We start from the raw sequence: 13,617 nt of genomic DNA on the forward strand, positions 1-13,617 counted from the left end.
TGCGGGGTCCGTTGCGGGTGGTCGCCCGGTCGGGCACGCGCGGCTCGGCCGGGCACGCGCGCCGCTCGGCCGGCCACCGCGGACGTGTCCGCTCAGCAGCAGTGGCCGGCCGCCTCGGCCCTGCCGAAGTCTCCTGCGGCGAACGCCCCGGCGGGGATGGTGAAGTACATCGTCCCGGCGTCGCCCCAGCCCCATCCGAGGTCGGCGTCCTCGGCGAGCTGGAGCAGGTGGACGGCAGGGCCGTCGTCGTCGCGGGCGGTCACCGTGGACGTGTACGAGGTGTCGGGCCAGCCGAACGCGCAGTGGTGGCCGGCGGTGTTCCCGTCGAGGTCGTCCATCGCGTCGAGGACGAGCGAGGGTGCGCCCCAGTGCCGGTCCCGGTCGTACGGGAGGTCGTCGTTCTCAAGGTCCCAGCTGTCCGGGAGCATGGTCACCGGGACCGCGTGGACGGGCCGAGCCGGGTAGCGGCGGGCGGGCTCGGGGGCGCTCGTGGTGACGGCCCGCGCGGGATCGGCGGGAATCACCCGCCACGCGTCGGGACTGTACGCGTCCAGCGCGCTGTACTCCTCGTACGGCACGTCGGGATCGAGGTGGAAGAAGTTCAGCAGGCCCGGCCGGACAGGCAGTTGGTCTGCGAGCCAGCCGGCGAGCGCATCGGTGTCGAGCACGGCGTGCAGCGACAGCGGGACGCCTTCCAGGGCCGGCCACGGGACGCCCGGTTCCAGCAGCGCGTCCCCGCCGAGCCGGGACCGCCCGGCGGCGGGGGCCTCCGGCGAGGCCGCGACCAGCCGGAACCCGCGCCGGGCCATCGCCGCGAACCGCTGCCCGGCCTCCGGGCCGAGCCGCTCCTCACACAGTCGGCGCATGACGGCCGGGTCGTCGAACTCCATGCGGCGATCCTCTCAACCCCCGCGCACCGCACGGCCCCCGGCCCCCCGGGGCAGCGTGTCCCCCGGGGGGCCGGGCCGTTTGCGACGCGTGTCAGCGGTCGGCCAGGTGCTCCGCGAAGAACCGGCGGACCGTGCGGCGGACCTCCGGGACCGAGACCGTCGGGCTGACCGTGCCGATCGACGCGCTTCTCGCCGCCGCCGTCATCAACCCGGCCGCCTGGAGCCGGGGGAGCATCGCCGCGTAGTCGGTGAACACCCAGTGGTTGCCGTCGGCGATGCGCGCGCTGCCGACCCGCCGACCCGAGCGCGCGGCCACGGCCGACCAGGAGCGGTCCAGTTCCCGCCGCCGGTCGAACCCCTCGCTGCCGAGCAGCAGCAGGGGCCGGTCCGTCCCGTGCACCGCGACCGGGAACGGTTCGGGGGCGACGCCGGGCCCGGCGGGCGGGTAGTCCAGGTAGCCCTCCAGGTTGATCGCGGCACGCACCCGCCGGTCCTCGTCCATCACCTGGGTCACGGCGCTCCCGCCCGCGGAGTGCCCGTACACGCCGAGGCGGCGCAGGTCGAGCGTCTCGGCGAGCCCGCGCGGCAGGGGGAGGTCGGCCGCCCGCCCGAGCCGGTCGAGGACGACGTGCAGGTCGGCGATCCGGGCGTCGATCATCGTGCGGGCCACGGCCGGCTGGTCCCGCGGGTCGCCGCGGAAGACGGTCGTCCGCACGGTGTCCGTCCGGTACGGCGTGACGTCCGGGAACCGGACCGCCGCGGCGTCGCCGGGGTGGTCGACCGCCACGACGACGGCGCCGTGGGCGGCCAGGTCCTCCGCCAGGGACGTCCCCAGGCCGCGCGGGTCGCCACCGCCCGGGCTGTACACCAGCACCGGCCACCGGCCCGGCAGCGGCGGGGCGCCCTCGAACGCGTGGGACCGGGTGGCGCCCCAGTCCACGCCCGCGGCGGGCAGGTGGAGGGGGCCGAGCGGGGCGATCGCGCCGAACGCCGCCGCGGCCTCGGGCGGCAGCTGCGGAGCGGGAGCCGGGCCGGTGACGTCGCGGGCCGGGTAGAAGACCGTCAGCATGAGTTCCCGCACGGGGATCCCGGAGTCCCAGGGGTCGCGCCGGGAGCCGTCGACGAGGTACACCGGCTGACACCCGACGGGGTGGCGGCCCGTGGGCGCGGGCAGGGTGAGGACGACGTCACCTCCCTGGGTACGGTCACCCCCCTGGGTACGGTCGTCGGCGCGGGCACGGTCGTCGTCCTGGGCACGGTCGTCGTCCTGGGCACGGCCGGTGGCGTGCGCGCGGCCACCGGCGCCGAGCACCAGCGCGGCGGAGCCCAGCAGCACCGACCCGGTGACGGTGCGTCGGCTGATCGAGGAGTCGTTCGTCATGCGGCGCATGCTGCCCCGCCCCGGGCGGCGCGCGCGATCGTTTAGGTTCGAGGCTCAAGGATGGCGCCCGGACACCGTCGGGGCCGACGAAGGGGGCGCCGTGCTCCGGATCCGCTTCACCCCCGACGACCTCGCCCGGGTCACCCTCGCCCCCCGGCCGGCGCCGCTCCAGGAACTCAACGTGGCCCTGACGATGATGTGCCGCCGGGACGGCGACCTGCTCCACGGCGCGTGGCGGCGCCGGGCCCTGCGTGCCCTGCCGAACGCCACCCTCCCGCTCGCCGACCTCGTCCCGGCCGGGCTGGCACCGAGCTTCCTCGACGTGTCGGCGGACTCCCTCCCGGACGCCCTGGAACAGGTCCGCTCGGCCCCGCCCGAGCTGGTCGGCGCCCAACTGGAGCGCGTCTACGCCCCCGTGCGCACGCCCGCCCCGGCGTGGATCCACGACCTGCACCGCGGCGACGCCGAGGCCTGGAGCCTGGTCCAGCGTGCCCAGCACACGGCGTTCCAGGTGCTGCTCGGCCCGGTCTGGGCACAGGTGCAGGACCTGCACCACGCCGAGTTCGTGCGCCGGGCCGTGCAGCTCGCCGAGGGTGGCGTCGGCGCGGTGCTGGCCGGGCTGCTGCCCGGCGCCCGCCTGCGCGACGGCGTCTGGGAGATCCCGGGCGGGCCGCGGGAGATCCACCTCGGCGGGCGCGGGCTGCTCCTCCTGCCCACCTTCCACTGGACCGGTGGGCCGCTGCTGTCCGACCTCCCGGACCGCCCGGTCGTGGTCACCTACCCGGCGGGCGCCGGCCTCCCGCCGCAGCCCGACGGCTCCGCCGGCCCCGAGGCGCTGGCCAGGGTGATCGGGAACACCCGCGCCGAACTGCTGCACCTGCTGGCCGAGGAGCGCACCACGACCGAACTCGCCCGACGGCTCGGCGTCAGCGCCGCCACGGTCTCGGCCCACACCGCAGCGCTTCGCGGCGCCGGCCTGATCTCCACCGCCCGCGCCGGCAAGGCCGTCCTGCACCGCCGCACCGCACTCGGCAGCCTGCTGCTCCGGCCGGGCACCGGGTGACCCCCGTGCCGCCGACCGGTGGTGGTCAGGCGTGCGCGTGGGGGACGGGTTCGCCGGTGACGGCGTCGGTCAGCGCCCGGGTGCCGAGGGGCTGGTGCAGGACGGCGGTGAGCTCGGCGATGCCGCCGTCCTCGCACCCGATGTTCGGTCCCGAGGCGTCGCGGCGCCTGAGCAGCAGCGTGACCTTCGAGCCGGTCTCCCGCGCCACCAGGTCGGGCTTGTAGTCGCAGCCGCTCCAGGCGACCTCCATCGTGATCGTGCGGTCGTCCGCCGCCACGGCGGTGTTCTTCGTGGACGGGTCGGCGAGCGCGATGCGGCGCAGGACGGACGCGTTCCGCCGCTTGTACGGGAGCGGATAGTCGGATTCGGCCTCACCGCCGCCCCACACCGCGTAGCACGCCGCCACCCCGACCCCGATCAGGCCGACCACGGCCAGCCGGCGCCTGTCGCGCACCGTCAGTTCCACGTCCCCGCCCTCCCCCTGTTCCGGAACAGGGTAGGCCTGCCCCGGCGGCGGATCCGACAGCGGCCCGACAGCGGTCCGGCGGCGGTTCCGGCGGCGGTCGGACGGTGGTCGGACGGCGACGGCGTTTCCGCTCAGGACGCCATGGTCAGTCCGGCCGACGCGCCGCCGCGGCTCAGCACGACCGACCGGATGTGGTCCAGGGCCCGGGCGTAGTCGCTGCGCCCGGGGTCGTGGCGGACGGCCTCGGCCAGGTCGAGGACCCGGTAGGGCGGGCCGAGGTCGGTCAGCTGCGGGACGAACTCGGCCTTGGTGACGGCCCATCGCTGCCCCGGTCGCGTCGGCGGGGAGAAGGTGAAGCGGGCGATCGAGCTCCAGTTGCCGCGCGGGTCCTCGGCGCCGGTGTGGTTGAACATGTGTCCGGCGAGCTGGTCGCCCATGCCGTAGACCGTCCAGGTGTCGTTGATCTTCTCGTACGCCTGCGGGATGTGGGCGTGGGTGCCGAGGACCAGGTCGACGTCGGGCAGGCCGGGGCTCTGCTCGGCGGCCAGGTCGCGAGCGAGTGTCAGCTGCTGCTCGTCCGGGGTGTCCTGCCACTCGGTGCCCCAGTGGAGGCTGACCACGACGATGTCCGCCCCCTGCTCCCGGGCGGCCCTCGCGTCGGCGAGGATCCGGTCCCGGTCAATGAGGTTCACCGCCCAGGGCTGCCCGTTCGGCAGGGGGATGCCGTTGGTGCCGTAGGTGTAGGCGAGTTGGGCCACCGTGGCGCCGCCCGCCGTGAGCAGCGCGGGGCGGCCCGCCTCGTCGGCGCTGCGCGCGGAGCCGGTGTGCTTCAGGCCGACGGCGTCCATGGCGTCGAGCGTGTGCCGGATGCCGGCCGGCCCGTCGTCGAGCGTGTGGTTGGAGGCGGTGTCGCAGGAGCTGTAGCCGGCGTCCTTGAGCGCCCGGGCGACCTGCGGGGGCGACTTGAACGACGGGTAGCCGGTGAAGGGCCCGCCGTCGGCGCCGTACACCGTCTCCATGTGGCAGATGGCCAGGTCGGCGGCGCCGATGACCGGTTTGACGCCGGCGAACATCCGGCTGAAGTCGTACCCGTCGCCGCCGGCGTCCTCCTCGGCCTGCCGGATGATCTCGGTGTGCGGCAGGACGTCCCCCGTCGCGACCAGGGTGAACGCCCGCGGCCCGGTCGGGGTCGGCGTGGCCGCGGTGCTCGGGTCCCGCAGCGGCGACGGTACGGCCTGCCGTCCCTGCGGCGCCCCGCAGCCGGTGAGGGCGAGCAGCAGGGCGGTGGCGGCGGTGAGGATCTCTCGGCCTTTCAGACGCATCATCGGCTCGTCCCACGATCGGCTGGTATGAACGCTCCCGACTATGCGAGCCCTCGGCCGCCCGGCGCGGAACCCGCGCCCTGGGATCACCCGACGGGGCCAGCCGCCGCCCGGGAGGACACGGGGCGACGCCCGGGCACACGTCGCCCGAAACCGGTTGATGGCCCCGTACCGGGAGCGGGATGCTGCCCGTGATGAACGCCTTCACGTACGCCGATCCGGCCACGCCGAGGGGCCGGCTCCAGCGCGGCCGGGGCCTCGGCGCCCGCCGCGCGCGGAGCACCCCGGACGACGCCGACCTCGTGTACGAGTGCGTCGTCTCCGACAGCCGGTGGGACCGGCAGACCGAGAGCCGCGACTCCTACCTGGCCCGGCTGGTCCACCGGCTGGACCTCCCGCTGGCGCCGGTGGAGCGGCACCTGTTCGGGTACGACGGCGACGACCCGGACGAGGTCGCACTGGCCCTGCAGGTGCTCGCCCGGCTGCCCGCCCTCGGCCGGGTCGACGCGGCGCCGATCCTGCGGCGGTACGCGATCGAGGGCCGCCACTGGGCCGTGGCACTGGACGCGATCGAGTGGACCGGACCACGGCAGACCCCGGAACTCTGGGCAGGACTCGACGCGGAGGTCGTCGCCCGCCGCGACGACGCCGAACTCGACGCCCACGTGGACGACGGCGCCTGGGTGCCGTGGACCTCCTGGGCGCTGACCCAGCCGCGCATCCGCCGCATCCTCGACGCACGCCCCGCGCTCCGCGCCGAGCAACCGGCCGGACCGCCCGCTCCGGACTACGGCGGGCTCAGCTCCCCGGACCTGGTCGGCCGCATCGGCCGAGCCCCCGGGCCCGACCGGCGCCTGGCCCTGCAGGAGCTGGGCCGACGGGGTGAGGCAACCGTCCTCGACCTCGCCGAGGACGCCGGCCTGCGCAACGCCGCCGGATGGACCCCGGGCATCCCCCAGGCGCTCCGCCGGCTCGGGACCGCCGCCGTCGCGCGGGCCCGCACCTGGGCGGACAGCGGTGACCGAACCCTCGAACAGCTCGCCCTCGGGGTCCTGTCCGAGTTCGGCGACCGCGACGACGGCCCGTACCTGCTGCGTTCACTCACCACGGCCGCCGCCGCGGGCGAGTGGTGCGTGACCGAGGAGCCGGCCAGGGGCCTCGGGCGGCTCGGCCTGGCCGAGGCCACCGACGCGCTGGTGCACGTGTGGGAGACGACCGTCCACTCGTACGCCCGGGAGGCGGTCCACGAGGGCCTCCGCGGTTGTGCGCCCGCCACGGCCGACGCCTTCACCGTGGAAGGACTCGACGACTGCGAGCCGCTCGTCCAGCAGGCCGCGTCCGCCCTTGCCCCGGACACGGCCTGCGCCCGGGCCCGGCTGCGGGAGCTGTCCGGCGACCCGCTCGCCGCGGAGATCCGCGACACCGTGCGTCGCCGTCTCGCGCAGCTCACGGGCCCGGGATCCTCCGGGTGACCTCGCCGGGGCTCACACCACGCACGTGGCCGCGGGCGTGACACCCGGTCAGGGCCTCGGGGTCCAACCGGGCGGGGTGAGGGCGGTGTCGGCGAGGATCCGCTCGACGGTGGCGTCCAGGGTGCTGCTCCGGCCGATGATGTGTTCGAGACCGTCCGGCAGCAGGTCGTGGGCCTGGTACCAGTCGGCCATGTCCTGCGCGGAGAACTCGGCGGCCTGCGGGCGGGTGGCGTGCCGCCGTACCGTCTCGGCGAAGTCGACGTCCAGGTAGTACAGGTGGCTGCGCCCCCGGTGGTCGGCGGCGAGCCGGGTCAACATCGGCCCGTAGCGCTCGGCGGCGAGGATGCCCTCGACGACGACGTGGAAGCCGTGGTCGAGGGCGTACCGCGCCACCAGGTCGATCAGGCCGACGCTCGCCCCGCCGGCGATGTCCCGTTCACGCAGGACGGTGCGGCGCAGCACGTCCTGGGCGACGACGGCGACGCCCCGGCCGTACGCGGCGCGCAGCCGCGCGGCGACGCTCGACTTCCCGGCGCCGCTGGGCCCGCGCACCACCACCAACACGGTCTCCGGGCTGCCTGTCACACCGGGAAGCCTCCCCGTGGCGTACTTCCCGTACACCGCCCCCTCCGGGTGTGACCGGAGGGGGCGGGGTCCCGTGTCGGCCGGACCGGGGCGAGCCGTGGATCCCGGCGCACCCGCCTGTCGGGTGTTGCGTTCGGCTTGTGGGCGGGCCCGGGTGGTGGCCCGGGCCCGCGGGGTGGGGTGGTCAGGCCTTCGTGTCGGCCTTGGTGTCGGTCTTGGCGGCCGAACCGGCCTTGCCGTCCTGGTTCAGCATGCCGCCGAGGGCGCTGAGGTTGCCGCCGCCACCGGGCATTCCGGCGATGGCCGGGATGATCTTGGTGATGGTGTCGGCCGCGATCTGGCTCATCTTCTGCGTGTGTTCGGTGGCGGTCTTGAAGGCCTCCTGGGCGCGTTCGCCGGCGGCCTTGTCGTTGCTGGCGGCGGCTTCGATGCCCTTGGTGAGCACCTGGCCGACGGTGTTGATGCCGCTCATGTCGCGGAACAGGTTGGCGGTGGCGATGGCCTGCGCGGTCTGGAGGCCGACCGGGTCGGGCAGCGCCGCCAGCGGCGTGAACCTGGCCTCGGAGGCGCTCAGGGCGGCGACCTTGGTGTCCAGGTTCTGCGCGCGCGAGGCGGTGGAGACCGGGGCGATGTCGGCCGGGGTGATCTGGATGGGCGAGTCCTTCCAGTTCCAGAACCGGGTGAGGTCGATCTTCTCGGCCGAGTTGGCCCGGCCGAGGACGGCCTCGGCGAAGACGCCCTTGGTGGCGATGGCGACCGTGGTGGTCACCGGCGTCCCGAAGGTGTTGTCGCTTGCCTTGCGGGTCTTGGTCCAGTCCTCGCGTTCCTGCTCGCTGGCGAAGTTCCACCGGAAGCCGAGGTAGTTGCCGGTGGCGGCGATCGGCTTGGGGTCCAGCAGCATGCCGAGCGGAACCGCCGGCGCGGTCGAACCGGACGGCGTGTAGGAGTAGTTGGCGAGGATGCGGCTGAGGGTGAGCTCGTCGGCGTTGGCCCACACGGCCTGGCTGTAGTGGCGGCGGTTGTCGTTCAGGTGGTCCAGGACCGTCTGGGAGACGTTCCCGCCACGCACGTAGAAGCCGAGCGAGGAGACGTAGGTGCGGCTGCCGGTCTTCACCGTTGCACCGAACAGCCCGCAGATGGCCGAGGCGCCGCCGGCGTCCTCGGTCAGGTCGGGGGCCACGGTGGTGGTCTCGGCGATGCCGAAGTTGGCCACGCCCGAGGTCATCGTCAGGCGCAGTCCGGCGAGGCTGCCGCGGGCGGCGGTGCCGGACCAGGCGTCGACGGAGATCAGCTTGTCGGCGCCGCCGAAGGTGTAGGACGCCTGGCGCAGGACGCCGGAGCCGCCGGTGTCGCCGACGCGGGCGGTCTGGCCGGGGAAGACCACCTGGATGCTACGGATCCCGACTTCGTCGTACCAGACGTCGATCCTGGAGGCGTAGGGGGAGTCGACCTTCGGCGGGGCCTCGAATGCTGCCGGGGTCTCCCGTTGCGTGGTGAGGACGCGAATGAGTGTCCCGTCGGCCTTGAGGCCCCAGTAGTCCCCGCTGACGGCCGAGACGACCGCTGTCGTCGAGCTCACGGTCGTCGTCTGCAGGGCGGGGATCTTGGTCGGGCCCCAGCTCGTCGCGCCGGGCTCCAGCACGAGGGCCGCGAAGGCGTCGCCGGATTTGAAGGCGCCCCAGAGCGTTCCGTCGGCGGTGGCGAACAGGCGGCTCGGACTGCCTGTCGCCCGTTCCGTCCAGCCGGTGGCGCTGCGCTCGTAGGTCTTGCCCTGCCGGATGTACCAGACCTTGCTGCCGGCGGCGGCGACCTCGTCGGCCTGGACGTTCAGGGCCTGCCACGGGGTGCTCAGGGTGCGCTGCCAGAGCGTGTTGTCCATGCCGACGACGTAGACGGTGCCGTCGGCGCCGCAGGTCAGGCTCAACGCCCTGAAGCCCGACGGGTCGGTCCGCCAGGTGGTCCCGTCGAAGTACACGACCGTCTGGTCGGTCCTGAGCGCCCAGACGGTGTCCTTGCCCGGAGCGATGCGGTTCAGGCCGCCGCCCGGCAGTCCGGTGGTGGGTATCGGGTTCCACTGTCGGGCCACCGGGTCGAACCGCACCGGGCTGCCGTCGGCCTTGCGCACCCCGTACACACCCATGGGCCCGCCGGCGATGTCGGCCAGATCCACCCCGTCATAAGGCTGCTTCTCCGGTGCCTCCGGCGCGGTGCAGGCGTCGAGCTTGCGGATACTGGTGTCGAAGGGGTTCGCCGCCCGGATCCTCGCCGCCCATTCAGTCGGGGCTACCGACGCGAGCACCTCCTTGTACCGCTGCAGGCTGGAGTAGGTGAAGGTCAGTTCCTGCAGTGGGATGAACAGACAGCGCTCCAGCTTCGTCGGCTTGGTCGTCACGGTGTAGACCTGCACGACCTCGTAGTACTGCACCGACATCGCGTGCATGTGGTTGTAGTTGGTGACGACCCGCGTCATCACCTGGTCCTTCTCCGCCTGCGACGTCTCGCGCACCACCGTCATGTTCCGGCTGCGCGCCGCCGTCGCCAGCTGCTGGGTCCGCGCACTGATCCGCTGCGTCGCCTCCTCCGCCACCGACTTCACCCCGGTCGAACGCGACACCGCCGTCGCGAACCCCGTGTTCTCCGAATTGCTCCAGTTCCCGCCGATACCGAGGTTGAACAACGCGAAGCCGGCACTACCACCGGAGCTGGACGACTTGCTGAACTGGAGCGCCGTGGAGTCGCCGTGCTGCTCCTCGCGGGCGATCGCGTTGGCGACCTCGTTGATCGAGCGGTTCTGGTCGCTGGTGCTGGTGAGCGTGTCGGCCTCGGTGGTCTTCTCGGTGCCGGTGGCCTTGGTGGTGCCCTGCCAGTCGACGACCGCGACCTTGGTGCTCTCGCCGGGCGCGAGGGCGAGGCTGTGCAGGAGCCGGCCGAGCGTGACGCCCTGGGCCGACCAGCTCTGCTCGGTGGTGACGATCATGCCCTCTGCCGGGCGGTCGTAGAACGGCAGGTTGTCCTCGCCGAGGTCGATCGCGCCGGTCAGCTTGCGGGCCGGCTTCGCGTTGGGGATGTCGGTGAGCACCACCGAGCGGTACCGGGTTATCTCCGTCGGGTAGTTGCCGGTGGTCGGCAGCAGGTCCTTCGGGGTCGCGCCGTCCAGCGCCGCCTTGTCCACCTGGATCGCGGGCGACGCGCTCGCCGGGGTGGTCGTGCTCGTCGGGGTGGTGCCAGTTGTTCCGGTGCTCGGGGTGGTCATCACGATTCCTGTCTACGGAGAGGAGGGTGGAAGTCGCTACGGCAAGCTTGGCCGTTCGGCTTGTGGGCGGGCCCGGGTGGTGGCCCGGGCCCGCGGGGTGGGGTGGTCAGGCCTTGGTGCCGGACTTGGCATCGGCCTTGGCGTCCGAGCCGGTCTTGCCGTCCTGGTTCAGCATGCCGCCGAGGGCGCTGAGGTTGCCGCCGCCACCGGGCATTCCGGCGATGGCCGGGATGATCTTGGTGATGGTGTCGGCCGCGATCTGGCTCATCTTCTGCGTGTGTTCGGTGGCGGTCTTGAAGGCCTCCTGGGCGCGTTCGCCGGCGGCCTTGTCGTTGCTGGCGGCGGCTTCGATGCCCTTGGTGAGGACCTGGCTGACGGTGTTGATGCCGCTCATGTCGCGGAACAGGTTGGCGGTGGCGATGGCCTGGGCGGTCTGGAGGCCGACCGGGTCGGGCAGCGCCGCCAGCGGCGTGAACTTCGCCTGGGTGGCGCTCAGGGCGGCGACCGTGGTGTCGAGGTTCTGCGCGCGTGAGGCGGTGGAGACCGGGGCGATGTCGGCCGGGGTGATCTGGATCGGCGAGTCCTTCCAGTTCCAGAACCGGGTGAGGTCGATCTTCTCGGCCGAGTTGGCCCGCCCGAGGACGGCCTCGGCGAAGACGCCCTTGGTTGCGATGGCGACGGTGTTGGTCACCGGCGTCCCGAAGGTGTTGTCGCTTGCCTGGCGGGTCTTGGTCCACGCCTCGCGTTCCTGCTCGCTGGCAAAGTTCCACCGGAAGCCGAGGTAGTTGCCGGTGGCGGCGATCGGCTTGGGGTCCAGCAGCATGCCGAGCGGAACCGCCGGCGCGGTCGAACCGGACGGCGTGTAGGAGTAGTTGGCGAGGATGCGGCTGAGGGTGAGCTCGTCCGCGTTGGCCCACACGGCCTGGCTGTAGTGGCGGCGGTTGTCGTTGAGGTGGTCCAGGACCGCCTGGGAGACGTTGCCGCCGCGCACGTAGAAGCCGAGGGACTCGATGTAGGTGCGGCTGCCGAGCTTCACCGTCGTGCCGAAGAGTCCGCAGATGGCCGAGGCGCCGCCGGCGTCCTCGGTCAGATCGGGGGCCACGGTGGTGGTCTCGGCGATTCCGAAGTTGGCCACCCCCGAGGTCATCGTCAGGCGCAGACCGGCGAGGCTGCCGCGGGCGGCGGTGCCGGACCAGGCGTCGACGGAGATCAGCTTGTCCGCGCCGCCGAAGGTGTAGGACGCGCGCTGCTGGACACCGGAGCCGCCGGTGTCGCCGAAGCGGAACGTGTGGCCGGGGAAGACCATCTGGATGCTGCGGATCCCGGCCTCGTCGTACCAGACGTCGATCCTGGAGGCGTAGGAGGCGTCGGCCTTCGGCTGCGCGTCGAAGGCCACCGGCGTCTCACGCGGCGTCGTCCCGGTGCTGAGGTTCCGGCCCAGCGACCCGTCACTGCGAAGCAGCCAGACATCCGCGCTGGCGGCCGAGGCAGCCTTCGTCGTCGTCACGACGCTGCCGGAGGGAGCAGTGCTGCCGGTGACGGCCCAGGCCGTTGCACCGGACGGCAGCAGCGCGGTCCTGCCGTCGGCCAGGGACGCCCAGAGCATGCCGTCGGCACCCGCGGACAGACGCTGCACGGTCGCCGGTGACGGGGACAGCTCCTGCCAGCCGGTCTCGGTGCGCTCGTACGTCTTCCCCTGGCGCAGGTACCAGACCTTGCCCCTGCTGGTCACGGCGACCTCGTCGGCCTGGGGAACGTTCAGAGGCTGCCACACGGTGTTCAGGGTGCGCTGCCAGAGCGAGCTGTCCCCGCCGACGATGTAGAGCGTGCCGTCCGGGCCGCAGGCGATCCCCAGCCCCTTGAAGCCCTGAGAGTCGGCCTTCCAGGTGGTCCCGTCGAAGTGCACGACCGTCCTGTCGGCCCGAAGCCCCCAGACGACGTCCTTACCGGGTGCGATGCGGTTCAGGCCGCCGCCCGGCAGTCCGGTGGTGGGTATCGGGTTCCACTGTCGGGCCACCGGATCGAACCGCACCGGGCTGCCGTCGGCCTTGCGCACCCCGTACACACCCATGGGGCCGCCGGCGATGTCGATCAGGTCCACCCCCTCGAAGACCTGGCCGCTCGGCGTCTCCGGTGCCACGCAGGCGTCGAGCTTGCGCACGGTGGTGTCGAAGGGGTTCGCCGCCCGGATCTTCGCCGCCCACTCGCCCGGCGCCACCGACGCGAGCACCTCCTTGTAGCGCTGCAGGCTGGAGTAGGTGAAGGTCAGTTCCTGCAGTGGGATGAACAGACACCGCTCCAGCTTGGTCGGCCTGGTCGTCACGGTGTACGCCTGGACGACCTCGTAGTACTGCACCGACATCGCGTGCATGTGGTTGTAGTTGGTGACGACCCGGGTCATCACCTGGTCCTTCTCCGCCTGCGACGTCTCGCGCACCACCGTCATGTTCCGGCTGCGCGCCGCCGTCGCCAGCTGCTGGGTCCGCGCGCTGATCCGTTGCGTCGCCTCCTCCGCCACCGACTTCACCCCGGTGGAGCGCGACACCGCGGTGGCGAACCCCGTGTTCTCCGAATTGCTCCAGTTCCCGCCGATACCTCCGAAACCGAGTGCGAAGCCCCCGCTGCCACCGCTGCTGGACGACTTGCTGAACTGCAACGCCTGGGAGTTGCCGTGCTGCTCCTCGCGGGCGATCGCGTTCGCGACCTCGTTGATCGAGCGGTTCTGGTCGCTGGTCGACGAGAGGGTATCGGCCTCGGCCGTCGTCTCGGTGCCGGTGGCCTTGGTGGTGCGCTGCCAGTCCACGACCGCGACCTTGGTGCTCTCGCCGGGGGCGAGGGCGAGGCTGTGCAGGAGGCGGCCGAGCGTGACGCCCTGGGCCGACCAGCTCTGCTCGGTGGTGACGATCATGCCCTCGGCCGGGCGGTCGTAGAAGGGGAGGTTCTCCTCGCCGAGGTCGATCGCGCCGGTCAGCTTGCGGGTCGGCTTCGCGTTGGGGATGTCGGTGAGCACCACCGAGCGGTACCGGACGATCTCCGTCGGGTAGTTGCCGGTGGACGGGAGCAGGTCCTTCGGGGTCGCGCCGTCGAGCATCGCCGTGTCCACCTGGATCGCGGGCGACGCGCTCGCCGGGGTGGTCGTGCTCGTCGGTGTGGTGCCAGCTGTTCCGGTGCTCGGGGTGGTCATC

At 73.0% G+C, this 13,617-nt stretch carries 9 protein-coding genes; 2 read left to right on the forward strand and 7 right to left on the reverse strand.

Features of this window, described 5'->3' with window-relative positions:
• Nucleotides 1-92: 92 nt before the first annotated feature.
• Both ACIRST_RS20355 and ACIRST_RS20360 read right to left on the reverse strand, forming a co-directional pair.
• Nucleotides 93-890: a DUF1963 domain-containing protein gene (locus tag ACIRST_RS20355; RefSeq protein WP_402803333.1), complete on the reverse strand. Its 798-nt coding sequence runs from the start codon at nucleotides 888-890 to the stop codon at nucleotides 93-95.
• Nucleotides 891-981: 91 nt separating this feature from the next.
• Nucleotides 982-2,271, reverse strand: a complete 1,290-nt coding sequence (locus tag ACIRST_RS20360; RefSeq protein ID WP_402803335.1) for an alpha/beta hydrolase — start codon at nucleotides 2,269-2,271, stop codon at nucleotides 982-984.
• Nucleotides 2,272-2,371: 100 nt separating this feature from the next.
• Here ACIRST_RS20360 and ACIRST_RS20365 point away from each other — a divergent pair, with 100 nt between their 5' ends.
• Nucleotides 2,372-3,334 (forward strand): ArsR/SmtB family transcription factor, encoded by a 963-nt coding sequence (locus ACIRST_RS20365; protein WP_402803337.1) that lies wholly within the window; start codon nucleotides 2,372-2,374, stop codon nucleotides 3,332-3,334.
• A gap of 25 nt (nucleotides 3,335-3,359) precedes the next feature.
• Here the strand turns inward: ACIRST_RS20365 and ACIRST_RS20370 are convergent, their stop codons facing one another.
• The gene (locus ACIRST_RS20370) at nucleotides 3,360-3,800 is read right to left on the reverse strand and encodes a hypothetical protein (protein ID WP_350520447.1); all 441 of its coding nucleotides are present in this window, start codon (nucleotides 3,798-3,800) and stop codon (nucleotides 3,360-3,362) included.
• A gap of 131 nt (nucleotides 3,801-3,931) precedes the next feature.
• On the reverse strand, nucleotides 3,932-5,122 hold the full coding sequence (locus tag ACIRST_RS20375; RefSeq protein ID WP_402803497.1) for a CapA family protein: 1,191 nt from the start codon (nucleotides 5,120-5,122) through the stop codon (nucleotides 3,932-3,934).
• A gap of 194 nt (nucleotides 5,123-5,316) precedes the next feature.
• Between ACIRST_RS20375 and ACIRST_RS20380 the strand changes: the two genes are divergently transcribed.
• Nucleotides 5,317-6,594, forward strand: a complete 1,278-nt coding sequence (locus ACIRST_RS20380) for a hypothetical protein (RefSeq protein WP_402803339.1) — start codon at nucleotides 5,317-5,319, stop codon at nucleotides 6,592-6,594.
• A gap of 48 nt (nucleotides 6,595-6,642) precedes the next feature.
• Here the strand turns inward: ACIRST_RS20380 and ACIRST_RS20385 are convergent, their stop codons facing one another.
• The 3 genes from ACIRST_RS20385 to ACIRST_RS20395 form a co-directional block, all read right to left on the reverse strand.
• Nucleotides 6,643-7,179: an AAA family ATPase gene (locus ACIRST_RS20385; RefSeq protein ID WP_402803341.1), complete on the reverse strand. Its 537-nt coding sequence runs from the start codon at nucleotides 7,177-7,179 to the stop codon at nucleotides 6,643-6,645.
• A 184-nt stretch (nucleotides 7,180-7,363) separates the two neighbouring features.
• On the reverse strand, nucleotides 7,364-10,432 hold the full coding sequence (locus tag ACIRST_RS20390) for a hypothetical protein (protein WP_402803343.1): 3,069 nt from the start codon (nucleotides 10,430-10,432) through the stop codon (nucleotides 7,364-7,366).
• A 106-nt stretch (nucleotides 10,433-10,538) separates the two neighbouring features.
• Nucleotides 10,539-13,616, reverse strand: coding sequence for a hypothetical protein (locus ACIRST_RS20395; RefSeq protein WP_402803345.1), 3,078 nt, complete (start codon nucleotides 13,614-13,616; stop codon nucleotides 10,539-10,541).
• Nucleotide 13,617: the final 1 nt, after the last annotated feature.

The organism is Kitasatospora sp. NPDC101447 (assembly GCF_044767225.1).
GTDB lineage: Bacteria > Actinomycetota > Actinomycetes > Streptomycetales > Streptomycetaceae > Kitasatospora.

Excerpts from the sequence above, each read along its gene's own strand:
- ACIRST_RS20375 (WP_402803497.1), bottom strand. The coding sequence starts at position 5,122 with ATGCGTCTGAAAGGCCGAGAGATCCTCACCGCCGCCACCGCCCTGCTG.
- ACIRST_RS20390 (WP_402803343.1), bottom strand. The coding sequence starts at position 10,432 with ATGACCACCCCGAGCACCGGAACAACTGGCACCACCCCGACGAGCACG.
- ACIRST_RS20360 (WP_402803335.1), bottom strand. The coding sequence starts at position 2,271 with ATGACGAACGACTCCTCGATCAGCCGACGCACCGTCACCGGGTCGGTG.
- ACIRST_RS20355 (WP_402803333.1), bottom strand. The coding sequence starts at position 890 with ATGGAGTTCGACGACCCGGCCGTCATGCGCCGACTGTGTGAGGAGCGG.
- ACIRST_RS20380 (WP_402803339.1), top strand. The coding sequence starts at position 5,317 with ATGAACGCCTTCACGTACGCCGATCCGGCCACGCCGAGGGGCCGGCTC.
- ACIRST_RS20395 (WP_402803345.1), bottom strand. The coding sequence starts at position 13,616 with ATGACCACCCCGAGCACCGGAACAGCTGGCACCACACCGACGAGCACG.